A 22,384-nucleotide genomic window follows, 5' to 3' on the forward strand; every position below is an offset into this window, starting at 1 on the left:
CAGGCAGCTCACCGGGCAGTGGCCCGGTCCCGCCACAACGCGTCCCACCACCTGCCCTGCGGTGACCGCCGCTCCCTGGGCGAGCAGCGACTCCACCGGCTGGTACGTCGTCCGCAGCGGCGGCTCTCCGGTGCCCGGGTGGGTGACCGCGACCACCCCGGTACCGGCGACCGTCCCGGCGAAGGAGACCACTCCGTCCCGGGGTGACCGCACCAGCGTGCCGACCGGGGCCGCCAGGTCCACGCCTCGGTGCCCGGCGGCCCACGGCATCGGCGGCGGATCGAAGCGCCGCACCACGTCCGAGAGTGAGCCCCCCGTCGGCAGCGGCCGGAACCCGGTGGGGCCCACCTCGTTGGCCCGGGGGCCCGCCCCCTCCGCGCCGGCTGCCACGCGTCCACCGCTCCGAGGATGCGCATGCGCATGTACCTGCTGCGCCTGCGGTCCGGCGATCGTCATCGCCAGCCACAGCAGCAGGCCCAGCACCAGCAGCAGGCGCCGGCCGTCGGGAAGAGGTGGCCGAGCCGTCGCCGAGACGGACCGATCCGGGGAGGCACCGAGAGCTGAGGTCATGCGGCGACTCTCCTCGCCGACGCCGACGGATCGCCGTCCCGCCAGGCCACCTGTGGACAACTCGGGGGGTGTGGAAAACTCGCTCACCCGCAGGGAGGAACGACCCCCACCGGCACGAGTCGCCCGGTGTCCGGCGGTTCCCGTACACTTCACTCGCGACCCGGCGTGCTGGGTCGACTTCGCACGCCCCGCCACCGGTGCTTCGGCTCTATGTCCGCCCGGTGCAGTGCCGCTCGGTCCGCAGGGACTCCAGGGATTCGACGATCCCGGGAACTCCGCTACGGCACGGCACGGTCAGGGCGTCAGGCGCGGCGACCCACCGGTCGCGGCGGACAACCGAGAAACCTAGGAGCACGGCCATGGCCGTCGTCACGATGCGGGAGCTGCTTGAGAGCGGCGTCCACTTCGGTCACCAGACCCGTCGTTGGAACCCGAAGATGAAGCGCTTCATCTTCACGGAGCGCAACGGCATCTACATCATCGACCTGCTGCAGTCGCTGAACTACATCGACCGCGCCTACGAGTTCGTCAAGGAGACCGTTGCCCACGGCGGCAGCGTCCTCTTCGTCGGCACCAAGAAGCAGGCGCAGGAGGCCATCGCCGAGCAGGCCACGCGCGTGGGCATGCCCTACGTCAACCAGCGCTGGCTCGGCGGCATGCTGACCAACTTCCAGACGGTCTACAAGCGCCTCCAGCGGATGAAGGAGCTCGGCGAGATCGACTTCACGGATGTGGCCGCCTCCGGCCTCACCAAGAAGGAGCTCCTCGTCCTCGAGCGCGAGCACACCAAGCTCGAGAAGACCCTCGGCGGTATCCGCGACATGCAGCGCGTGCCGTCCGCGGTGTGGATCGTCGACACCAAGAAGGAGCACATCGCCGTCGGCGAGGCGCGCAAGCTCCGCATCCCGGTCGTCGCGATCCTCGACACCAACTGTGACCCGGACGAGGTCGACTACAAGATCCCGGGCAACGACGACGCCATCCGCTCGGTCACCCTGCTGACCCGCGTGATCGCCGATGCCGTGGCCGAGGGCCTGATGGCCCGTTCCGGTGCCGCCAAGGGCGACGCCAAGGTCGAGACCGGCGCCGACCAGCCGCTCGCCGACTGGGAGCGCGAGCTGCTCGTCGAGGGTGAGAAGAAGGCTGACGACGCTCCTGCCGCCGACGCCGCCCCTGCCGCCGCCGAGGCCGCCCCGGCCGACGCCGCCCCGGCCGTCGTCGAGGCCGAGGCGCCCGTTGCGGCCCCCGTCGAGGCCGCTGCCGAGGCTCCGGCCGAGGCCCCTGCCGCCGAGGCCGAGCAGGCCTGACGACTTCAGGGCGAGGGGTACGGCGGCGATCGCCGGCGTACCCCTCGCATCGTGTCGGGCGTCCGAGACACACCAGGAACTCACCCGGCGCCCGTATCGACCACCTCCACCGACATCGCGAGAAGAGACTGAAGAAGAATGGCGAACACCACCGCCGCGGACGTCAAGAAGCTCCGTGAGCTCACCGGCGCCGGAATGATGGACTGCAAGAAGGCGCTCGACGAGTCCGAGGGGAACGTCGAGAAGGCCGTCGAGCTGCTGCGTATCAAGGGCCAGAAGGGCGTCGCCAAGCGTGAGGGCCGCGACGCCTCCAACGGCGCCGTCGTCTCCCTCCTCGAGGGCGGCAACTCCGGCGTTCTGGTCGAGCTGAACTGCGAGACGGACTTCGTCGCCAAGGGCGGCCGCTTCGTGGAGGTCGCCAACGCGCTGGCCGCCCACGTCGCCAAGACCTCCCCGGCCGACATCGAGACCGCGCTGGCCAGCGAGATCAACCCCGGCCAGACCGTCCAGCAGTTCGTGGACGAGGCCAACGCGAGCCTGGGCGAGAAGATCGTCTTCCGCCGCTTCGCCCAGTTCACCGGTGGCGCGTATGTCTCGGCGTACATGCACCGCACCGACCCCGACCTGCCGCCGGCCATCGGCGTCCTGGTCGAGCTCGACCAGGAGAACGCGGAGATCGCCAAGGACGTCGCGCAGCACATCGCCGCCTTCGCCCCGAAGTTCCTCTCCCGCGAGGAGATCCCGGCCGAGGCGCTGGAGAACGAGCGCCGCATCGCCGAGGCCACCGCTCGCGAGGAGGGCAAGCCCGAGGCCGCCCTGCCGAAGATCGTCGAGGGCCGGGTGACCGGCTTCGTCAAGGAGAACGCGGTCCTGGAGCAGGCTTTCGCCAAGGACAGCAAGAAGACCGTCCAGAAGGTCCTGGACGAGGCCGGCGTCAAGCTGGTCCGCTTCGCCCGCTTCCGCGTCGGCGCCTGACCTTTCGGTTCCTGACCCGCCGCAGGGCGGGTCTGTGGCGGGGGCCCGATCCCGGTCGCCCGCCCATACGATGAGAGTCGTGGAAACGACGAGGAGGCCACTGCCGTGCAGGTATCCGTACCGGTGCCCGCGGCAGTGGCCTCCTCTTGCACGAGCCGAGTACGAGTACGACCAGCAGTGAGTACGACCAGCAGTACGAGCGCTCACATGAGATCGCGCACCAGGAGGAGTCGATGCAGGTGACCGCTGAGGAGAGTACGCGCCGCCGAGTGCTGCTCAAGCTTTCCGGCGAGGCCTTCGCCGGCGGGGGCGCCCTCGGGGTGGACCCCGACGTCGTCCACGCCATCGCCCGTGAGATCGCCACCGTGGTCCGCGGCGGTACCGAAGTCGCCATCGTCATCGGCGGCGGCAACTTCTTCCGCGGCGCCGAGCTGCAGCAGCGCGGCATGGACCGGGCCCGGTCCGACTACATGGGCATGCTCGGTACCGTGATGAACTGCCTGGCGCTGCAGGACTTCCTGATGAAGGAGGGCATCGAGACCCGGGTCCAGACCGCCATCACCATGGGCCAGGTCGCCGAGCCCTACCTGCCGCTGCGGGCTGTGCGCCACCTGGAGAAGGGCCGGGTCGTCATCTTCGGCGCGGGCATGGGCATGCCCTACTTCTCCACGGACACCACCGCCGTCCAGCGTGCACTGGAGATCCACGCCGAGGTTCTGCTGATGGGGAAGAACGGGGTCGACGGTGTCTACGACTCCGACCCCAAGACCAACCCCGACGCGGTGAAGTTCGACACCCTGGAATACTCCGAGGTGATCGCACGGGACCTCAAGGTCGCGGACCTCACCGCGATCACGCTCTGCAAGGACAACAACCTGCCGATCCTGGTCTTCGAACTGCTCGCGGAGGGCAATATCGCCCGCGCGGTGCGCAGTGAGAAGATCGGCACGTTGATCAGCGGGGACGCCGACAAGGGCTGAACACCCCCGCAGGGGATGGACAATCGGCAGGACGTCGGCCAACGTGCCCGTGAGAGCAGCGTGCCCGTGAGGGCAGAGCAGGGGCAGGACCGGAACGACGGTAGTAGCAGTGCCCGCACAGCAGGAGTCGAGACCGGGTAGCACCGGACAGGAGCACATTGTGATCGAAGAGACCCTCCTCGAGGCCGAGGAGAAGATGGAGAAGGCCGTCGCCGTCGCCAAGGACGACTTCGCCGCAATCCGGACCGGCCGTGCGCACCCCGCGATGTTCAGCAAGATCGTCGCCGAGTACTACGGCGCGGTGACCCCGATCAACCAGCTGGCGTCCTTCTCGGTGCCCGAGCCCCGGATGGCGATCGTCTCGCCCTTCGACAAGAGCTCGCTGCGGGTCATCGAAGAAGCCATCCGCAACTCGGACCTGGGCGTCAACCCCTCCAACGACGGGTCGATCATCCGGGTGAACTTCCCCCAGCTCACCGAGGAGCGCCGGCGCGAGTACATCAAGGTCGCGCGCGCCAAGGGCGAGGACGCCAAGATCTCCATCCGGGCGGTGCGCCGCAAGGCGAAGGAGATCCTGGACAAGCTGTCCAAGGACGGCGAGGCCGGCGAGGACGAGGTGCGCCGCGCCGAGAAGGAGCTCGAGGACGTCACCGCGCGCTACGTGGCGCAGGTGGACGAGCTGCTGAAGCACAAGGAAGCCGAGCTCCTCGAGGTCTGATGAACGACGACTCCTTCTGGGGGCCCGCTTCCGGCAACGGAGGCGCCGGGGCCCGAGCGCAGGGCCACGGAATCCCGCCTGAGGGAGTGCTTCCCGGAGACGAGGACGCAACCAGGCTGATGCCGCCGGTGATCGACGGACCGGTCCCCTCCCACTGGGGGGGACCGGCCGTCGGCCACCCGCCGCAGCCTCCGCTGCACGGTCCGGGTGCCATGGCGCAGACTCAGTACATGGCTTCCCCGCATCCAGGACCGGAACGTTTCTCCGGACAGGTTCCCGATTCCGGACAGGGTGCGCAGGAGCCGGTGGCCACCCGCCTGAGCGGCCCGTTGTTCCGCGACGACGCGGTCACGTCCGGACCGGCGCCGGTGGCGTCCGTCGCGCCCGCGGAGCAGACCGCCGTGCTGCCCCCCATCCGTACCGAGGCACCGCCGATGACCGAAGAACCACCGGCCCCCGGGCCCTCCCGAATCCCCAGAGCCTCGCAGGCGGCCGATCCGGCCGCGGCGACGAAGTCTCCCAAGGGGGGCCGTGACCTGCGCGCGGCCATCGGAGTGGGAGTGGGTCTCGGCGCGGTGGTCGTGCTCTCCCTCTTCATCGTGAAGTGGTTGTTCGTCGTCGTGGTCGCCGCCGTGGTGGTCATCGGCATGTGGGAGCTGACGAGCCGCCTCTCGGAGAGCAAGGGCATCCGCGTGCCCAGGCCGCCGCTGGCCGTGGGCGGCGTCGGGATGCTGGTCGCCGCCTATCTCGGCGGACCGGAGTCCGCGCTGGTCGCGCTCGCCCTGACCAGTCTCGCTGTGCTGGTCTGGCGGATGGCCGAACCGCCCGAGGACTATCTGCGCGACGTGACGGCGGGCATCTTCACCGCCTTCTACGTCCCCTTCCTGGCCACCTTCGTGATGCTGATGCTGGCTGCGGACGACGGCCCGCGCCGGGTGGCGATGTTCCTGGTGCTGACCGTGTGCAGCGACACCGGGGCCTACGCCGCGGGTTCGCGCTTCGGTAGGCACAAGCTCGCGCCCCGGATCAGCCCCGGCAAGACCCGGGAGGGCCTGGTCGGCGGCGTGGTCCTGTGCATGGCGGCGGGCGCGCTGGGGATGCAGCTGATGATCGAGCACGGCTCCTGGTGGCAGGGCCTGGTCCTGGGCGCCTGCGTGGCCGTCAGCGCCACCCTGGGCGACCTCGGCGAGTCGATGATCAAGCGTGACCTCGGCATCAAGGACATGGGCACGATCCTGCCCGGCCACGGCGGTCTCATGGACCGCCTGGACTCGCTGCTGCCCACCGCACCCGTGGTCTGGCTGGTCCTCGTGGGCTTCGTCGGCGCGGGCTGACCCGCCTCAGGCACCGCCCCGGCTCCCCTCGGGGCGGCCGGGGCCCCGCCGTTTTCAGAGGACCCGTACGGACCTGCGACACTGGGGGAATCATGCCTAAGCCCATTCCCGGTGAACTCACCTTCGTCGCTCCCCGTGGTGCCAAGCCGCCGCGCCACCTTGCCGACCTCAGCGCCGCCGAGCGCCGCGAGGCGGTCGCCGAGCTGGGCGAGAAGCCCTTCCGTGCCGACCAGTTGTCGCGCCAGTACTTCTCCCGTCTGTCGGCGGGCCCGGACGAGTGGACGGACATCCCGGCCGCGTCGCGTAGCAAGCTCGCCGACGCGCTGCTGCCAGAGCTGATGACCGTGGTCCGCAACGTCTCCTGCGACGACGACAGCACCCGCAAGACGCTGTGGAAGCTCTTCGACGGGGTGCTCGTGGAGTCAGTGCTGATGCGCTACCCCGACCGGGTGACCATGTGCATCAGCTCGCAGGCGGGCTGCGGCATGAACTGCCCGTTCTGTGCGACCGGCCAGGCCGGGCTGACCAGGAATTTGTCCACTGGCGAGATCGTCGAGCAGATCGCGGCGGGCATGCGGTCGATCAAGGCGGGCGAGTTCGGCGCGGACGCCTCGGGCGAGGCAGGAGCGGTCCGGCTGAGCAACATCGTGTTCATGGGGATGGGCGAGCCGCTGGCCAACTACAAGCGGGTCATCGCCTCGATCCGCCGGCTGACCGACCCCGCCCCCGGCGGCTTCGGGCTCTCCCAGCGCGGGATCACCGTCTCCACGGTCGGGCTGGTCCCCGGCATCAACCGGCTCGCCGACGAGGAGCTCAGCGTCCGCCTCGCGGTCTCGCTGCACGCCCCCGACGACGAGCTGCGCGACACCCTGGTCCCGGTGAACACTCGCTGGCGGGTCGCGGAGGTCCTGGACGCGGCCTGGAACTACGCCGAACGCTCCGGCCGCCGAGTCTCCATCGAGTACGCGCTGATCAAGGACATCAACGATCAGGCGTGGCGCGCCGACCTGCTGGGGCGACTGCTCAAGAACCACCGGGCGCACGTCAACCTGATCCCGCTGAACCCCACTCCCGGGTCCAAGTGGACCGCCTCGCGCCCCGAGGACGAGCGCGAGTTCGTCCGGCAGCTCCAGCTGCACGGCGTCCCGGTCACCGTGCGTGACACCCGGGGCCAGGAGATCGACGGCGCCTGCGGCCAGCTCGCCGCAGCGGGCTGAGCGAGCAGACCGGCAGGAGCGGCACCCCAGCTGAGCGCCTGCACAGTCAGAACGTCGGAACGTCAAAACGTCAGCGCGGCGGCAGCGAGTGCCGCCGCGCTCGCGCCCGCGGTGAGCACTACGATCGTGGCCGCTCCCGCGCGCAGCGCCGCCGCCTGCAGGTACACCGCACCCGGCGCCCCCATGCGGCGCAGCGACGCGTAGGCCGAGCGCCGGGCGGTGGCCAGCTCGGCGAGCCGGGTCAGCAGAGCGCCCACGACGCACACCGCGAGCAGCGCGGCCTCGATCAGCGGCAGCGGGCCGGTCGGGCCGTGTCCCGTCGCGGACCTAACGGCCGCGACCGCGCCGATCGCCCCGGTGACCGCGAGCACGGCCAGCGGGGTCCCCAGCCGCCACGACTCGGACTGCAGCCCACGCCCTGCGAGCAGCCGGACGGTCCGCGGCCGTCCCCAGGCGAGCAGCGCGCCGACGCCGTAGAGCAGCAACGGAACGGCGACGGCGATGCCCACAACCGCGAGCAGCCACCCGGTCAGCGCCGCTGCCGATCCCCTCTCGCGCAGGCCCATGAGTTCGAGTGCCGTTCCCGCTGCTGGCAGCGCGATCGCCACGGCAAGGTACGGAACCGAGGGGCGGCGCTGGGCCTGGTCGGACCCGTCGCTCGGCAGCAGGTCGGCCGTGCGGACGGCGGCGGCAGCGGCGAGGCCGCCGAGCAGTGGTACCACCGAGAGCAGGGCCGCGGTGGCGGCGGGCGGAAGCGCCGAGTGGACGCCCAGGGCCAGGTCGAGCCGGGTGCCGGGGGTCAGCTCCAGCACGTGGGACCGCAGGGTCAGGTATCCGACCAGGGCCAGCAGCGTGCCCACCGCGCAGGCCAGCGCGATCTCCCCGGCCAGCAGCAGCCGCATCCGCAGCGGACCGGCCCCGGCGGCGACCAGCCCGGCCACGCGCTCGGGCCGCTGAGTCGGCAGCGAGCGGGCCCAGGCGGTGGCCAGATAGCCGACGGCGGCGAGGGCCGGCAGGCACCAGAGCAGGCGCTGCGCGGCCGCCCCGGTGGTCGCGGGGTCGGTCAGCGCCCGCCCGAGGGCGCGGAGCAGCAGCGCGGCGACGGTGGCGGAAGCCGCGCTGGTGAGCAGCCAGCGGAACAGGTCGAGGGCGCCGTAGCCGCGGGCTAGACGGAGGTAGGGGAACACTGTTCCGCGCCCTCCTCGATCCGCCGTGCGGCGCTCGCGGTGGCCATGGCCTGCCGGCCCCGGACCGGTGCGGCGAGTCTGCCGTCCACCATGGTGGCCACCCGGTCGGCGTAGCGGGCTGCGGCGGGATCGTGGGTGGCGAGGACGAGGGTGATCCGGTGCGAGCGCGAGGCCGTGACCAGTATCCGCATGACCTGGTCCCGGTCCTCGCGGTGCAGCGGGGCGGTCGGCTCGTCGGCGAAGACGACGATGGGGCGGTGTGCCAGCGCCCGGGCGACCGCGATCCGTTGGCGCTGGTCCTGGCGCAGGTCGGCGGGGCGCATCCGGGCGCAGCCGGCGACGTCGAGCCGTTCCAGCCACTCGCCGGCCGCGACGGCCGCCTCCTTGCGCGGGGCCCCGGCCAGCAGCAGCGGCAGGGCGACGTTCTCCCGTGCGGTGAGCTCGGGGACGAGCAACGGTTCGGGGCCGACGTAGCCGAAGCGCTCGCGGCGCAGCCGTTCCCTGGAGGCGCGGCCGAGCGTGTGCACGGGGGCGCTGTTGAACCAGATCTCACCCTCGTCGGCGGGGATCAGACCGCTCAGGCAGTCCAGCAGCGTGGTCTTGCCGCAACCGCGCGGCCCTGTGACGGCGAAGACCTCGCCCTCCTGCACGCCGAGGGACACACCGCGTAGCGCCGGGGTGCCCTGATGGGACTTCACCAGCGCCCGTGCCCAGAGCACGTCGTTGTCCGGTGGGGCGAGGGTCACTGCGGTCCTCCCGGTCGTGATGGTGGCTCACAGACTAGAACGAGTGATCAGCTCCGCGGTTGCGGAGCGGGGTACCGGCGGTGTCGTGTCGATCACCCGAACGGCCGCAGCGACGACCTGGGAAGACGCCGCTGGGCGGCCCCGACCAGGTGGGGTCGGAGCCGCCCAGCGGCGGAGGGCGGGACGGAGCGTCCCGTGACACAGCGTCCTGTGCGGAGCCGGCTACATCCGGTTCCACGCCTCGGTGAGCACCGTGCGCAGGATTCCCTCGATCTCGTCGAAGGTCGACTGGTCGGCGATCAGCGGCGGCGACAGCTGGATGACCGGGTCGCCACGGTCGTCGGCGCGGCAGTACAGGCCGTTCTCGAAGAGGGCCTTGGACACGTAGCCGTAGAGGATGCGCTCGCACTCGTCGTCGTTGAACGACTCCTTGGTGACCTTGTCCTTCACCAGCTCGATGCCGTAGAAGAAGCCGTTGCCGCGGACGTCGCCGACGATCGGCAGGTCGTGCAGCTTCTCCAGGGTGGAGCGGAAGGCGTCCTCGTTGGCGAGGACGTGCTTGTTGATGCCCTCGCGTTCAAAGATGTCCAGATTGGCCAGCGCCACGGCGGAGGAGACCGGGTGTCCGCCGAAGGTGTAGCCGTGCAGGAAGGTGTTGTCGCCCTTGTAGAACGGCTCCGCGATGCGGTCGGAGATGATCGCCGCGCCGATCGGGGAGTAGCCCGAGGTCATGCCCTTGGCGCAGGTGATGATGTCGGGGATGTAGTCGAACTTGTCGCAGGCGAACATCGTGCCGAGGCGGCCGAAGGCGCAGATGGTCTCGTCGGAGACCAGCAGCACGTTGTACTGGTCGCAGATCTCGCGCACGCGCTGGAAGTACCCGGGCGGCGGCGGGAAGCAGCCGCCGGCGTTCTGCACCGGCTCCAGGAAGACGCAGGCCACCGTCTCCGGGCCCTCGAACAGGATCTCCTGCTCGATCTGGTCGGCGCACCAGCGGCCGTAGGCCTCGGGGTCGTCGCCGTAGATCGGGGCGCGGTAGATGTTGGTGTTGACGACCTTGTGGGCGCCCGGCACCAGCGGCTCGAACGGGGCCTTCAGGGCGGGGAGGCCGGTGATGGAGAGGGCGCCCTGGGGGGTGCCGTGGTACGCCACCGCGCGGGAGATCACCTTGTACTTGGTGTGCTCGCCGATGAGCTTGAAGTACTGCTTGGCCAGCTTCCACGCGGTCTCGACGGCCTCGCCGCCACCAGTAGTGAAGAAGACCTTGTTGAGGTCGCCGGGGGCGTAGGACGCCAGACGCTCGGCGAGCTCGATGGCGGCGGGGTGCGCGTAGCTCCAGATCGGGAAGAACGAGAGCTTCTCGGCCTGCTTGCGGGCGACCTCGGCGAGCTCGGCGCGGCCGTGACCGACCTGGACCACGAACAGGCCGGCCAGGCCGTCGAGGTACTTGCGGCCGTTGGAGTCGTAGATGTACGCACCCTCACCACGGACGATCGTGGGGACGGGGTTGTTCTCATACGACGACATCCTGGTGAAGTGCATCCAGAGATGGTCGTAGGCGGTCTTCGAAAGATCCTTGGTGGCCGGGTCGGCGCTCATCGGGTGCCCCAGGTGTAGGTCTGTTTCCGTAGCTTCAGATAAACGAAGCTTTCGGTTCTCCGCACGCCGGGAAGCGCGCGGATGCGCTTGTTGATCAGTTCGAGGAGGTGCTCGTCGTCCTCGCATACCAGTTCGGCCATCAGATCGAAAGAGCCGGCGGTGACAACGACGTAGTCCACTTCGTCCATGGCGGCCAGCGCGTCCGCGACCGGTTCGATGTCACCCTCGACGGTGATGCCGACCATCGCCTGACGGCTGAACCCGACGGTCAGCGGGTCCGTCACGGCGACGATCTGCATGACACCCTGGTCGAGGAGCTTCTGGACGCGCTGGCGCACGGCCGCCTCGGAAAGGCCCACGGCCTTGCCGATGCTGGCGTACGGACGCCTGCCGTCCTCCTGGAGCTGCTCGATGATCGCCTTGGAGACGGAGTCGAGGGGAACGCTGCCGTTCCGGTCACGGTTGGCCACGACGAACACCCTGCCCTATCGAGCGCCCGTTCGCAAGGGATTCCGTCGCGATCGGCGCAAAATCGTACTGATTCCATCGTCCTTCCAGCGCAGGTCTGCCGATAACCGCAGATGCGGCGCTAGGCTGGGCCCGGCTGGTACACATCAGGCACACCGGAGTGCTGGATTCGAGGAGAGGTCCCCGTGAGCGAGCTCCAGAAGCTGCGCAACTACATCAACGGCGCGTTCGCCGACGCGGCCGACGGCCGCACCACCGACGTCGTAGACCCGACGACGGGCGAGGTCTACGCCACCGCTCCGCTCTCCGCCGAGGCCGACGTGGACGCGGCCATGGCCGCCGCCGCGGCGGCGTTCGAAAGCTGGCGCGACACCACCCCTTCGGTACGCCAGCGCGCGCTGCTGAAGATCGCGGACGCGGTCGAGGCCCGGGCCGAGGAACTGGTCGCCGCCGAGTCCAAGAACACCGGCAAGCCGCTCGGGCTGACCGCCTCGGAGGAGCTCCCGCCGATGGTGGACCAGATCCGCTTCTTCGCGGGCGCGGCGCGACTGCTCGAAGGCAAGTCCGGCGGCGAGTACATGGAGGGCATGACCTCCTTCGTGCGCCGCGAGCCGGTCGGCGTCTGTGCCCAGGTCGCGCCCTGGAACTACCCGATGATGATGGCGGTGTGGAAGTTCGCCCCTGCGATCGCGGCCGGAAACACCGTGGTGCTCAAGCCTTCCGACACCACGCCGGCGTCGACGGTGCTGCTCGCGGAGATCATCGGGGGCGTCTTCGAGGAGATGGGTCTTCCCGCCGGCGTGTTCAACGTCGTCTGCGGTGACCGCGAGACCGGCCGGCTGATGGTCGAGCACCCCACCCCGGCGATGGCCTCCATCACCGGCTCGGTCCGTGCCGGCATCCAGGTCGCGGGTTCCGCGGCCAAGGACGTCAAGCGGGTGCACCTGGAGCTGGGTGGCAAGGCCCCGGTCGTGGTCTTCGACGACGCGGACATCGCCTCCGCCGTCGAGGGCATCTCCGTTGCCGGGTTCTTCAACGCGGGCCAGGACTGCACGGCCGCGACCCGCGTGCTGGTCCACGAGGACATCCACGACGAGTTCGTGACGGCGTTGGCCAAGGCCGCCGCCGACACCAAGACCGGCCTTCCGGACGACGAGGACGTGCTCTACGGCCCGCTGAACAACGTCAACCAGCTCGCCCAGGTCAGCGGCTTCATCGACCGCCTCCCGACGCACGCCAAGATCGAGGCCGGCGGTCACCGCGTCGGCGAGGTCGGCTACTTCTACGCGCCGACCGTCGTCTCCGGCCTGAAGCAGGACGACGAGATCATCCAGAACGAGGTCTTCGGCCCGGTCATCACCGTGCAGAAGTTCTCGGACGAGTCCGAGGCGGTCGCCAACGCCAACGGTGTCGAGTTCGCGCTGGCCTCCTCGGTCTGGACCAAGGACCACGCACGGGCGATGCGCCTGGCCAAGAAGCTCGACTTCGGCTGCGTGTGGATCAACACCCACATCCCGCTGGTCGCCGAGATGCCGCACGGCGGCTTCAAGAAGTCCGGATACGGCAAGGACCTCTCCTCGTACGGCTTCGAGGACTACACCCGCATCAAGCACGTCATGACGTCCTTGGACGGCTGAGGGTCCGAGAATGGGGCGCGGACGCACGCGTCCGGGCCCCCTTCTCGTCTCAGGTCGCATTCATCCCACGTCCCAGAGGAAGCGGTGGGTGTGGATGCCGAAGTACGGGAAGTTCTGCACCCGGGTCACCCCCTCGATCGGCCGCACCACGTCGTTGATGAAGTCCAGCAGCTCCCGCGGCTGGTGGCACACCACCTCGGCGAAGAGGTCGAAGCCACCCGAGGTCAGCACGCTGTAGACGACCTCCTCGCGACGGCCGAGCAGGTCCGCCACCGCCCGTGCGTCGCCGTCCACGCCGATGCCGAGCAGTGCCATCGCCTGCCCGCCCATCGCCATCGGGTCGGTGACGCCGACGACCTGCACCACCCGGGTGTCGATCAGCCGCTGCAGCCGCTGCCGCGCGGCCGAGGGGGAGAGGCCCACCTTGGGGCCGAGGTCGGCGTAGGGCATGCGGCCGTCGGTCTGCAGTTCGCGCAGGATGGCCCGGTCGATGTCGTCCACGCCCGCTAGCCTGCCAGCTCGGTCAGGGCCTCGGCGAACAGGGCGGTGTGGGCGTCCACGTCGGCCTCGGTGGTGGCCGGGCAGATCAGCGCCATGTTGTGGAACGGCGTCATCAGGATGCCGCGGTTGGCCATGAAGATGTGCAGGAAGTCCTCGAGTTCGCCGTCGGCGCTCGCGGCGGACTCGGTGCCGTTGCGCGGAGCGGGGTCCGCAAAGCGGTACTCGCTGCGCGCGCCCAGTCGGCTGACGGACCAGGGCAGTTCGTGCTTCGCGATACCGTCCCTCACTCCCGCCTCGAACCGCTCGGAGAGGGTGCACATCGCGGCGAAGGCGTGGTCGGTGAGGACGAGTTCGAGGGTGGCCCGCATCGCGGCGACGGAGAGTGCGTTGCCGGCCAGGGTGCCGCCGACGCCGCCCATGTCCACCAGGTCCAGGTCCGCGCGGCCGAGCAGGCGGTCGGCCAGCTCGGCCGAAAGACCGTAGCCGCCGGCCGGGATGCCGCCGCCGATGGCCTTGCCGATGGTCAGGATGTCGGGGCTGAGCCCGTACGCGGCGGTCGCACCGCCGGGGCCCGCTGAGAAGGTGTGCGTCTCGTCGTTGATGAGCAGCGTGCCGTAACGCTTCGTCAGCTCGCGTACGCCGTCCAGATAGCCGGGCTCGGGCAGGACGATGCCGATGTTGGTGAGCGCGGGCTCCATCAGCACGGCCGCGACGTCGCCGTGGGCGAGCTCGCGCTCCAGCCCGTCCAGATCGTTGAACTCGGCGACGCGGCTGGTCAGCGTCACGTCGCAGGGCGCACCGACGTTGCCAGGACGGCTGGCGCCGTTGCCGTCGGCGCCCACGACGATGAGCGACTCGTCCACGCTGCCGTGGTAGCTGTAGCTGTTGACCAGGATCTTGGAGCGGCCGGTGACGGCACGGGCCAGCCGGATCGCCCAGCGATTGGCATCGGTCGCGGTGAGCGAGAACGACCAGCGCGGCAGCCCGAACCGGCGGGTCAGCTCGGCGCCGACCCACTCGGCGTCCTCGGTCGGCAGCATCGCCGTCGCGCCGCCGCGAACGCGGTAGCGCTGCTCGATCGCCTCGGCCACGGGCTCGGGGGAGTGCCCGGCCATGGCCCCGGTGTCGCCGAGGCAGAAGTCGATGTACTCATGCCCGTCGATGTCGCTGACCCGTGCGCCGCGTGCCGCGTCCAGGTAGAGCGGGAAGGCCCCGGCGCTCTTGTTCATCCAGGTCATCGGCACTTTCCCGAACAGGTGCTCCGCGCGCCCGTACGCCGCCTGCGAGCGCGGGTTCCGCGCGGCGCTCTCCGCGGTCTCCCGGGCGAGCAGCTGCCGGAGCCGGGCGCGGTCGATGGACGTGGGCATGGGGAACCTCCTGTAGGGCCGGTTCTTCGACCGTACAGCTGAATCAATCGCCTGGGCAATGATCTGCACTCGATACGCGTGTCATTGCGCGCGAATGTGAACCTTCAGGCCGGGATCTACCTCCGCACCGCGTCCAGGGCCAGCAGCGCCACGTGCAGCGAGAGGCAGGACTCGACCTGGTCCAGGTCCACCCCGAGGACTCGCTCCACCTTGTGCAACCGGTCGTAGAACGACGGCCGTGACAGATGCGCGGCGTCCGCCGCCGCCGACTTGTTGCGGCCCTGCTCCAGATAGACCCGCAGCATCTGGATCAACTGGCTGCCGTGCTCCGCGTCGTAGGCCAACAGCGGACCCAACTCCCGCTCCACGTACGTCTGCAGCCGCGCGTCGTCCCGCAGGAGATGCAGCAGTCCGCGCAGCCGCACGTCCGGCAGCCGGTAGTACGACGCCGAACGCGCCCCCGACGCGGGCGCGTCGTGCAGCGCCGCGTCTGCGACCTGCGTCGCCTCGACCAGGGTGCGCCGCGCATCCCGTACCGCGCCCACGGACGAGCCCACCGCGACCACCGGCTCCGGGCCCTCGGCCTCCAGCACCAGCCGCCGCAGCGACGAGGCGAAGCCCTCCAGCGCCGCGTGCTCGTCGTCGCGCGGGCCGAGTGAGACCAGCAGTCCCACCGCCTCGTCGTCGAGTGCGCCGACGAGCGCGGTCAGTCTCTTCTCCCGCACCGCTGCGGCCGCCGTCTCGGTGAAGTCCCGCAGCCGCGCCTGCGCCTCCAGCGCCGCGGGAACGGGGCTGCGCCGCTGCCGTAGCACCACGCCGACCAGCCGCCGCCCCTCCAGCGGGACGCCGAGCGCCGACGCCCGCAACGCCACGTCCGACACCGTCAGCGCATGGGTGAGGATGCCCGACAGGAGGGTCCGGTGGGTCTGCCGCTCCAGGCTCTCCCGGTCGCGCACCAGCAGCCGGTTCAGCGCGAGCGTGGCCGCCGCGCGCTCCAGCAGCATGGTGTGGCGGTGCGACGCCCGCTCCGGGGCCACGTCCTCCTGCGCGGAGCTGGGCGCGCCGACCAGTACCAGCCGCCCCCAGTCGTGCCCGCGCGCCCCCACCGCAGTCACCAGCCAGCCGGTGCGCGGATCGTGCCCGGTCCGGCCCGCGGGACGTACCCCGCGCGAGCGCGACTCCCAACCCGCCAGCAGCACCTGCGCGTTCTCTCCGCCCGTCTCGTACGCCAGTACCTGGTGCGAGAGGTTCTCCAGCACCACCGGTGCGCCCGCCATCCGGGAGACCTGCTGCACCACCTCGACCGGCTCCGCGCCCTCCACCGCAAGCTCGTTGAAGGTCTGGTGGATCTCCTCCGACGACCGCAGCTCCTCCAACTGGGCGTTCACCACCAGCGCGTGCACCGCCTCGGTCACCGCGACGAAGCGAAGCTCGCGCCGCAGCACGATCAGCGGCAGCCCGCGCTGCTCGGCGGCGTGCACCAGGGCGCGCGGCAGGTTGTCGAAGTAGCGTCGGCCGAACTCCACGACCAGGCCCGCTGCACCCACGTCGGCCAGCTCGCGGACGTACCTGGCCAGGCTGTCGCGGTCCTCGGGCAGGGCGATTCCGGTGGTCAGGATCAGCTCGCCGCCCTGCAGCATTCCCGCCACGTCCGCCAGCTCGCTGACGTGCACCCAGCGCACCGGACGCTCCAGGTGCTCCTTGCCCGCGACGACCTCGGGCAGACCGCGGCTGACCACATCCAGATCGAGGACGCGGGCGACGGTGGGGAACAACGGGACCTCCAGAAACGGCGCCGGGAGCAGCAGGGATTCCCTTCATAGTGTCAGGGTGACTCGACATGCGGGCAACGAGGTGTCGGATGTCCCATCCTTGGCAGGGTGTAATGCTGGTAACGATCTGCCTTGCGTCCTGTTGCTTGCCCGGCCGAGCCGCACCGGGGGATCGTCGCAGGGTGGGCGGCCTGCCCTGCACAGACGTCGCTGGAGGAACCCATGGACCGGTCCATCGTCGGAACTCGCTTCGACGCCGGAGCCCAGTACCTCGCCGGAGAGCTGCGCGAAGGCACGGCCGAAGAGACCTTCGACGTCACCAACCCCGCTGACGGCAGCCTCGTCCAACGCGTGCGTCTCGCCTCCACCGCGGATGTGGACGACGCCGTGGCCGCCGCCCGCCGCGCGTTCCCCGAATGGGCCGGCGCCACCCCCGCCGCCCGCTCCGAGGCACTGCACAAGCTCGCCGGCATCCTCGCCGAGCGCGCTGACGACTTCGCCCGCGTCGAGACCGCCCAGACCGGCAAGCCGATCAAGCTCACCACCGAGTTCGACCTGCCCGGCACCATCGACAACACCGCCTTCTTCGCCGGGGCCGCCCGGAATCTCGAAGGCAGGGCGGCCGGAGAGTACTCGGGCGACCACACCTCCTCGATCCGCCGCGAGCCGATCGGCGTCGTCGGTTCCATCTCGCCGTGGAACTACCCGCTGCAGATGGCCGGCTGGAAGATCCTCCCGGCCGTGGCCGCAGGCAACACCATCGTTCTCAAGCCCGCCGAACTCACCCCGCTGACCTCGCTGATGTTCGCCCAGGCGTGCACCGACGCGGGCATCCCCGACGGCGTCGTCAACGTCGTCACCGGCGCGGGCCGAGTCGCGGGCGAGCACCTGGTCGGGCACCCCGACGTGTCGATGGTCTCCTTCACCGGTTCCACCGGCGTCGGCAAGCGCGTCGGCGACGTCGCCGTACAGACCGTCAAGCGCACCCACCTGGAACTCGGCGGCAAGGCTCCCTTCGTGGTCTTCGACGATGCCGACCTGGAGGCCGCCGTGCACGGCGCGGTCGCCGGGTCCCTCATCAACACCGGCCAGGACTGCACCGCCGCCACTCGGGCCTACGTGCAGCGCCCCCTGTTCGACGCCTTCGTCGAGGGCGTCGCCGAGCTCTACAACCTGGTCCGCCTCGGCGACCCGGTCAACCCGCACACCGACCTCGGCCCGCTGGTCTCCGTCCGGCAGCGCGACAGCGTCGCCGGATTCGTCGAGCGCGCCCGCGGTTACGGCGCGACCATCGCGGCCGGCGGCTTCGCCCCGGACAAGGGCCACGACGGCACCGACCTCACCCTCGGCGCCTACTACCGCCCGACGCTGATCACCGGCGTCGCCCAGGACGCCGAGATGGTGCAGAGCGAGATCTTCGGCCCGGTCCTGGTCGTCCTGCCGTTCGACAGCGACCAGGAGGGCCTGCGGCTCGCCAACGACACCCCGTACGGACTCGCCGCCTCGGCCTGGACCCGCGATGTGTACCGCTCGCTGCGCGCCACCCGCGAGATCCACGCCGGATGCGTCTGGATCAACGACCACATCCCCATCATCAGTGAGATGCCGCACGGCGGTTACAAGGCCTCCGGCTACGGCAAGGACATGTCGCAGTACTCCCTCGACGAGTACACACAGGTCAAGCACGTCATGCAGGACATCACCGCCGTAGCCCGCAAGGACTGGCACCGCACCATCTTCGGCGACCGCTGACCTCCGGACCCTCCGGGATCGTCGAACACCCCTCCTACAGCGCCTGACCGCGCATCAGAGAGCAGTGAGAAACATGGATCCGGCCCATTCCCTCGCCGACGTCCAGCACACCTCCTTCTGGCTGGCCGACCCGGGCCGGCCCGAGGCCCTGCCCGCCCTCGTCGGTGACACCCGCTGCGACCTGCTGGTTGTCGGCGGCGGCTACTCCGGCCTGTGGACGGCACTGATCGCCAAGGAGCGCGACCCCTCCCTCGATGTCGTCCTGGTCGAGGGCCAGGAGGTGGGCTGGGCCGCCTCCGGCCGCAACGGCGGCTTCTGTGCGGCCAGTCTCACCCACGGCTTCTTCAACGGCCTGGAGCGCTGGCCGAACGAGCTCCGCACCCTGCAGCGCCTCGGCCAGGAGAACCTCCAGGCCATGGAGGACGCGGTCAAGGGCTATGGCATCGACTGCGACTGGGAGCGGACCGGCGAGCTCGACGTCGCCACCGAACCGCACCAGGTCGACGAGCTGCGCGAGGGCGCCGAGGCGATGGCGGAGTACGGCGTCAACGCCGCGTTCCTCGACACCGACGCGGTGCGCGCCGAGGTCGACTCGCCGACCTTCCTCGCCGGGCTCTGGGACAAGGACGGCGTGGCCATGGTCCATCCCGCCAAGCTCGCCTGGGGCCTCAAGCAGGCGTGCCTGGACCAGGGGGTGCGGATCTTCGAGCACACGCCCGCCACCGCCCTCGCCGAGAGCGGCCCCGGCATGGCCGTCCGCACCCCGTACGGCCGCGTCCACGCCAACCACGTCGCGCTAGGCACCAACATCTTCCCCAACCTGGTGAAACGGGTCCGGCCCTTCCTGGCTCCGGTCTACGACTTCGCGCTGATGACCGAGCCGCTGACGGACGACCAGCTCGCCGCCATCGGCTGGAAGAACCGCCAGGGCCTGGGCGACTGCAACAACCAGTTCCACTACTTCCGGATCTCCGCCGACAACCGCATCCTCTGGGGCGGTTACGACGCGATCTACCACTACGGCGGCAGGGTCCGCGCCGAGTACGACCACCGACCGGAGACCTACCGCAAGCTCGCCGGGCACTTCTTCACCGCCTTCCCCCAGCTGGAGGGCCTGCGCTTCAGCCATGCCTGGGGCGGTGCGATCGACACCTGCAGCCGATTCTCGGCCTTCTTCGGCACCGCCCACGGGGGCAAGGTCTCCTATGCCGTCGGCTACACCGGCCTCGGTGTCGGCGCCACCCGCTTCGGTGCCGAGGTGATGCTCGACCTGCTGTCCGGCGAGCGCACCGAGCGCACCGAACTGGAGATGGTGAAGAGCAAGCCGATGCCCTTCCCGCCCGAGCCCGTGAAATGGGCCGGCATCGGCATCACCAAGTGGTCCCTCGACCGTGCCGACCACAACCAGGGCAGGCGCAACCTCTGGCTCAAGGCCATGGACACCCTCGGACTGGGGTTCGACAGCTGACCTCGCTCGCCAACGCAGCCCCTGCGGCGCGCACCCCCACTACCGGGTGCGCGCCCTCCTTCGCACCCGTACGCGCCTTCTCGCCCCATGTTCGCCCGCACGGATTCAGGATGTTGCCCACATCCGTGTAAGAGCTGGGCCGTGAGTCGCTCTCTCTTGTTACCAGCGGGTCCGCCCCAGGACGCCGCCGGGAGGACGTGGAGGGCATGAAGCGATGGGAAGCATGGAAGCGAGAGGGGCCGTGGAATGGCTCAGCGCGGCCGCGCCGGATCCGGAAGCCTGCCGCTGGGAGTGGGAGCGCAGCGCTCTCGGGATCACCCTCCTCCCGGCGGGCCGCGTCTGGGACGTGTTGATAGTGCCGGGTGACCTGGGCCGACTCACTGCCGATGTGCTGCTGCGCCTCGACTCGGACCCCGGCCCGGTACTGGCCGACTTCGCGGACTTCCGGGTCGGGTTCTTCGTCCCGCCCGGAACAGCCGCCCGTTGGGTCGGGACCGGAGTGCGCACCGCGGGACGCGGAACCTGGCTGGCCATCCCCTATCCCGGCCGAGCCGGGCGCGGGCTGCGCTGGCTGGTACCCCCGGACGGCAGTGGGACCCTCGTCGATCCGGTGATGCTGGAGCTCGCCATGCACGAGGCCGCCGCAGTGCTGACAGGGGAAGCCGACGAGCTGTAAGGACGAATCGCCTTTCACCGACAGCCTGCCGATTGAGCTCTGCGCATTTCCGCAACAGAATGTGTAGAGCGCGGCACCCGCTCGATATCCCTGTGCCCCGCCCGGACTCGGAGGCAGACGTTGAGCAAGCACATCACCCACTGGATCGGCGGCACCGCTGTCGCCACCGCGGGCAGCGCCCCGCGTCGCGGTGACATCTACGACCCCGCCACCGGCAGGGTTACCGGCCAGGTCGACTTCGCCACTATCGCCGAGGTCGACGCGGCCGTGAGCGCTGCGGTCACGGCGTTCGCCTCCTGGCGCAACGCCTCCATCGCCAAGCGCACCACTGTGCTGTTCAACTTCCGCGAGCTGCTCAACGCCCGCAAGGACGAGCTGGCCGCGATCATCGTCGCCGAGCACGGCAAGGTCCACTCCGACGCCCTCGGCGAGATCGCCCGTGGCCAGGAGGTCGTCGAGTACGCCTGCGGCATCCCGCAGCTCCTCAAGGGCGGCTTCACCGAGCAGGCCTCGACCGGCGTCGACGTCTACTCCATCCGCCAGGCCCTCGGCCCGGTGGCGATCATCTCGCCCTTCAACTTTCCGGCGATGGTCCCGATGTGGTTCTTCCCGATCGCGATCGCAGCGGGGAACACCGTCGTTCTCAAGCCCTCCGAGAAGGACCCTTCGGCAGCGAACTTCATCGCCGAGCTGTGGAAGGAGGCCGGTCTTCCGGACGGTGTTTTCAACGTCGTTCACGGCGACAAGGTCTCCGTCGACCGGCTGCTCGAGCACCCGGACGTCAAGTCGGTGTCGTTCGTCGGCTCGACCCCGATCGCCCGCTACGTCTACGAGACCGGCACCCGCTACGGCAAGCGCGTGCAAGCCCTCGGCGGCGCCAAGAACCACATGTTGGTCCTCCCGGACTCGGACCTCGACCTGGCCGCCGACTCCGCGATCAACGCGGGCTTCGGCGCTGCGGGCGAGCGCTGCATGGCGGTCTCCGTACTGGTCGCGGTGGATCCGATCGGTGACGAGCTGGTCGAGAAGATCAAGGAGCGGATGGCGACCCTCAAGGTCGGCCCGGGCTGCAACGGCGACTCGGACATGGGCCCCCTCGTCACCGGCGTGCACCGCGACAAGGTCACCTCCTACCTGGAGTCCGGCCTCGCCGACGGCGCCGAGCTCGCGGTCGACGGTCGCAAGCACCCGATCACGGCAGCGGACAAGAACGGCTCGGAGACCACGGACGGCTTCTGGCTCGGCCCGACCCTCTTCGACCACGTCAAGCCCGGCATGTCGGTCTACAACGACGAGATTTTCGGCCCGGTCCTGTCGGTCGTCCGCGTCACCTCCTACCAGGAGGGACTTGAGCTGATCAACAGCAACCCGTACGGCAACGGCACCGCCATCTTCACCAACGACGGCGGGGCGGCCCGCCGCTTCCAGAACGAGGTCGAGGTGGGCATGGTCGGCATCAACGTGCCGATCCCGGTCCCGGTCGCGTACTACTCCTTCGGCGGCTGGAAGGCCTCGCTCTTCGGTGACAGCCACGCCTACGGCCCCGACGGCATCCACTTCTTCACCCGCGGCAAGGCCGTGACCTCCCGCTGGCTCGACCCGAGCCACGGTGGCATCAACCTCGGCTTCCCGACCAACGCCTGATCCGCACAGGTCCTCCGAACGGGCCGGCTCTGCGACGTCCCTCTGTGACGTCGCGGAGCCGGCCTGTTCCCTTCGCGTGGCGATTTTGCGTCGTCGCCGACTGCGGGGTAGAGTTCCGAGGTCGCTCGACCGGGAGAGACGGACACGCATCTGCGCGGACGTTCCCGGAGCGGCCATCCCTTGAAAGTCAGGTCCGGGCGACCTCTGGTTCGTCATGTCCTTTTTCGGGGAATGCGGTTGAATTCGCTCGTCAGAGCGAAATCGGCTAGAGTTTTACTCGTCGGAACGGGCCGGAAACGGTGCGGGAAGACGGAAATCGGACCCGAGAGAGTCTGATAGGGTAAAGAACGAAGGAAGCGCCCGGAGAGACTGGTGAGACGGTCTTGAAGGAAGCGTCCGTTCCTTGAGAACTCAACAGCGTGCCAAAAGTCAACGCCAGATATGTTGATACCCCGTCCATCCACTA

General features: G+C 69.9%; 18 protein-coding genes and 1 pseudogene. 11 read left to right on the forward strand and 8 right to left on the reverse strand.

Annotation, left to right across the window (positions count from 1 at the left end; all coding sequences use genetic code 11):
* Positions 1-21: 21 nt before the first annotated feature.
* Positions 22-570 (reverse strand): annotated as a pseudogene (locus ABIA33_RS22150) (peptidoglycan DD-metalloendopeptidase family protein); the annotation flags it as partial.
* 359 nt (positions 571-929) lie between these two features.
* Here ABIA33_RS22150 and rpsB point away from each other — a divergent pair.
* The 6 genes from rpsB (at position 930) to rlmN (ending at position 7,101) form a co-directional block, all read left to right on the forward strand.
* Positions 930-1,877: a 30S ribosomal protein S2 gene (rpsB, locus tag ABIA33_RS22155; protein WP_370084097.1), complete on the forward strand. Its 948-nt coding sequence runs from the start codon at positions 930-932 to the stop codon at positions 1,875-1,877.
* 138 nt (positions 1,878-2,015) lie between these two features.
* Positions 2,016-2,852, forward strand: coding sequence for a translation elongation factor Ts (gene tsf / locus ABIA33_RS22160; RefSeq protein ID WP_370084098.1), 837 nt, complete (start codon positions 2,016-2,018; stop codon positions 2,850-2,852).
* Between the two features lie 233 nt (positions 2,853-3,085).
* Entirely contained in the window at positions 3,086-3,832 is a 747-nt protein-coding gene (gene pyrH / locus ABIA33_RS22165) for a UMP kinase (RefSeq protein WP_370084099.1), read from the forward strand.
* Positions 3,833-3,992: 160 nt separating this feature from the next.
* Positions 3,993-4,550, forward strand: coding sequence for a ribosome recycling factor (frr, locus tag ABIA33_RS22170; RefSeq protein ID WP_370084100.1), 558 nt, complete (start codon positions 3,993-3,995; stop codon positions 4,548-4,550).
* A 119-nt stretch (positions 4,551-4,669) separates the two neighbouring features.
* Positions 4,670-5,884 carry a phosphatidate cytidylyltransferase gene (locus ABIA33_RS22175; protein WP_370084121.1) on the forward strand — a complete coding sequence of 405 codons (1,215 nt, stop codon included), beginning with the start codon at positions 4,670-4,672 and terminating at the stop codon, positions 5,882-5,884.
* 92 nt (positions 5,885-5,976) lie between these two features.
* Entirely contained in the window at positions 5,977-7,101 is a 1,125-nt protein-coding gene (rlmN, locus tag ABIA33_RS22180) for a 23S rRNA (adenine(2503)-C(2))-methyltransferase RlmN (RefSeq protein ID WP_370084101.1), read from the forward strand.
* 62 nt (positions 7,102-7,163) lie between these two features.
* Here the strand turns inward: rlmN and ABIA33_RS22185 are convergent, their stop codons facing one another.
* The 4 genes from ABIA33_RS22185 to ABIA33_RS22200 form a co-directional block, all read right to left on the reverse strand.
* Positions 7,164-8,288, reverse strand: a complete 1,125-nt coding sequence (locus ABIA33_RS22185) for a hypothetical protein (RefSeq protein ID WP_370084102.1) — start codon at positions 8,286-8,288, stop codon at positions 7,164-7,166.
* Complete coding sequence (locus tag ABIA33_RS22190; protein WP_370084103.1) at positions 8,267-9,034, reverse strand: ABC transporter ATP-binding protein; 768 nt, start codon at positions 9,032-9,034, stop codon at positions 8,267-8,269. Before ABIA33_RS22190 ends, ABIA33_RS22185 begins: the two co-directional genes overlap by 22 nt.
* Before the next feature lie 222 nt (positions 9,035-9,256).
* A complete protein-coding gene (locus ABIA33_RS22195; RefSeq protein WP_370084104.1) occupies positions 9,257-10,633 on the reverse strand; it encodes an aspartate aminotransferase family protein in 1,377 nt (458 codons plus the stop codon).
* Entirely contained in the window at positions 10,630-11,103 is a 474-nt protein-coding gene (locus ABIA33_RS22200; RefSeq protein ID WP_370084105.1) for an Lrp/AsnC family transcriptional regulator, read from the reverse strand. The genes ABIA33_RS22195 and ABIA33_RS22200 overlap by 4 nt, the downstream gene beginning before the upstream one ends.
* Before the next feature lie 183 nt (positions 11,104-11,286).
* Between ABIA33_RS22200 and ABIA33_RS22205 the strand changes: the two genes are divergently transcribed.
* The gene (locus ABIA33_RS22205) at positions 11,287-12,738 is read left to right on the forward strand and encodes a gamma-aminobutyraldehyde dehydrogenase (protein ID WP_370084106.1); all 1,452 of its coding nucleotides are present in this window, start codon (positions 11,287-11,289) and stop codon (positions 12,736-12,738) included.
* Between the two features lie 60 nt (positions 12,739-12,798).
* Here ABIA33_RS22205 and ABIA33_RS22210 read toward each other — a convergent pair whose 3' ends face one another.
* The 3 genes from ABIA33_RS22210 to ABIA33_RS22220 form a co-directional block, all read right to left on the reverse strand.
* Positions 12,799-13,239: an Lrp/AsnC family transcriptional regulator gene (locus ABIA33_RS22210; RefSeq protein WP_370084107.1), complete on the reverse strand. Its 441-nt coding sequence runs from the start codon at positions 13,237-13,239 to the stop codon at positions 12,799-12,801.
* A 5-nt stretch (positions 13,240-13,244) separates the two neighbouring features.
* Positions 13,245-14,606 carry a transaminase gene (locus ABIA33_RS22215; protein WP_370084108.1) on the reverse strand — a complete coding sequence of 454 codons (1,362 nt, stop codon included), beginning with the start codon at positions 14,604-14,606 and terminating at the stop codon, positions 13,245-13,247.
* 116 nt (positions 14,607-14,722) lie between these two features.
* Positions 14,723-16,381, reverse strand: coding sequence for a PucR family transcriptional regulator (locus ABIA33_RS22220; protein WP_370084109.1), 1,659 nt, complete (start codon positions 16,379-16,381; stop codon positions 14,723-14,725).
* A gap of 219 nt (positions 16,382-16,600) precedes the next feature.
* On the opposite strand from ABIA33_RS22220, the gene ABIA33_RS22225 reads away from it, so the two are divergent.
* The 4 genes from ABIA33_RS22225 (at position 16,601) to ABIA33_RS22240 (ending at position 21,918) form a co-directional block, all read left to right on the forward strand.
* Positions 16,601-18,130 (forward strand): gamma-aminobutyraldehyde dehydrogenase, encoded by a 1,530-nt coding sequence (locus tag ABIA33_RS22225; protein ID WP_370084110.1) that lies wholly within the window; start codon positions 16,601-16,603, stop codon positions 18,128-18,130.
* A gap of 73 nt (positions 18,131-18,203) precedes the next feature.
* The gene (locus ABIA33_RS22230) at positions 18,204-19,598 is read left to right on the forward strand and encodes an NAD(P)/FAD-dependent oxidoreductase (RefSeq protein WP_370084111.1); all 1,395 of its coding nucleotides are present in this window, start codon (positions 18,204-18,206) and stop codon (positions 19,596-19,598) included.
* 223 nt (positions 19,599-19,821) lie between these two features.
* Positions 19,822-20,274: a hypothetical protein gene (locus ABIA33_RS22235; protein ID WP_370084112.1), complete on the forward strand. Its 453-nt coding sequence runs from the start codon at positions 19,822-19,824 to the stop codon at positions 20,272-20,274.
* Between the two features lie 120 nt (positions 20,275-20,394).
* Positions 20,395-21,918, forward strand: a complete 1,524-nt coding sequence (locus ABIA33_RS22240; RefSeq protein ID WP_370084113.1) for a CoA-acylating methylmalonate-semialdehyde dehydrogenase — start codon at positions 20,395-20,397, stop codon at positions 21,916-21,918.
* Positions 21,919-22,384 lie beyond the last annotated feature (466 nt).

It is taken from the genome of Streptacidiphilus sp. MAP12-16, from assembly GCF_041262165.1.
In the GTDB taxonomy this organism is placed as follows: Bacteria; Actinomycetota; Actinomycetes; order Streptomycetales; family Streptomycetaceae; genus Streptacidiphilus.

What these genes read in the sequence shown, in the direction of transcription:
- ABIA33_RS22235 (WP_370084112.1), top strand. Translation starts at nt 19,822, where the DNA reads ATGGAAGCGAGAGGGGCCGTGGAATGGCTCAGCGCGGCCGCGCCGGAT.
- ABIA33_RS22195 (WP_370084104.1), bottom strand. Translation starts at nt 10,633, where the DNA reads ATGAGCGCCGACCCGGCCACCAAGGATCTTTCGAAGACCGCCTACGAC.
- pyrH (WP_370084099.1), top strand. Translation starts at nt 3,086, where the DNA reads ATGCAGGTGACCGCTGAGGAGAGTACGCGCCGCCGAGTGCTGCTCAAG.
- rlmN (WP_370084101.1), top strand. Translation starts at nt 5,977, where the DNA reads ATGCCTAAGCCCATTCCCGGTGAACTCACCTTCGTCGCTCCCCGTGGT.
- tsf (WP_370084098.1), top strand. Translation starts at nt 2,016, where the DNA reads ATGGCGAACACCACCGCCGCGGACGTCAAGAAGCTCCGTGAGCTCACC.
- rpsB (WP_370084097.1), top strand. Translation starts at nt 930, where the DNA reads ATGGCCGTCGTCACGATGCGGGAGCTGCTTGAGAGCGGCGTCCACTTC.
- ABIA33_RS22215 (WP_370084108.1), bottom strand. Translation starts at nt 14,606, where the DNA reads ATGCCCACGTCCATCGACCGCGCCCGGCTCCGGCAGCTGCTCGCCCGG.
- ABIA33_RS22225 (WP_370084110.1), top strand. Translation starts at nt 16,601, where the DNA reads ATGGACCGGTCCATCGTCGGAACTCGCTTCGACGCCGGAGCCCAGTAC.
- ABIA33_RS22230 (WP_370084111.1), top strand. Translation starts at nt 18,204, where the DNA reads ATGGATCCGGCCCATTCCCTCGCCGACGTCCAGCACACCTCCTTCTGG.
- ABIA33_RS22175 (WP_370084121.1), top strand. Translation starts at nt 4,670, where the DNA reads ATGCCGCCGGTGATCGACGGACCGGTCCCCTCCCACTGGGGGGGACCG.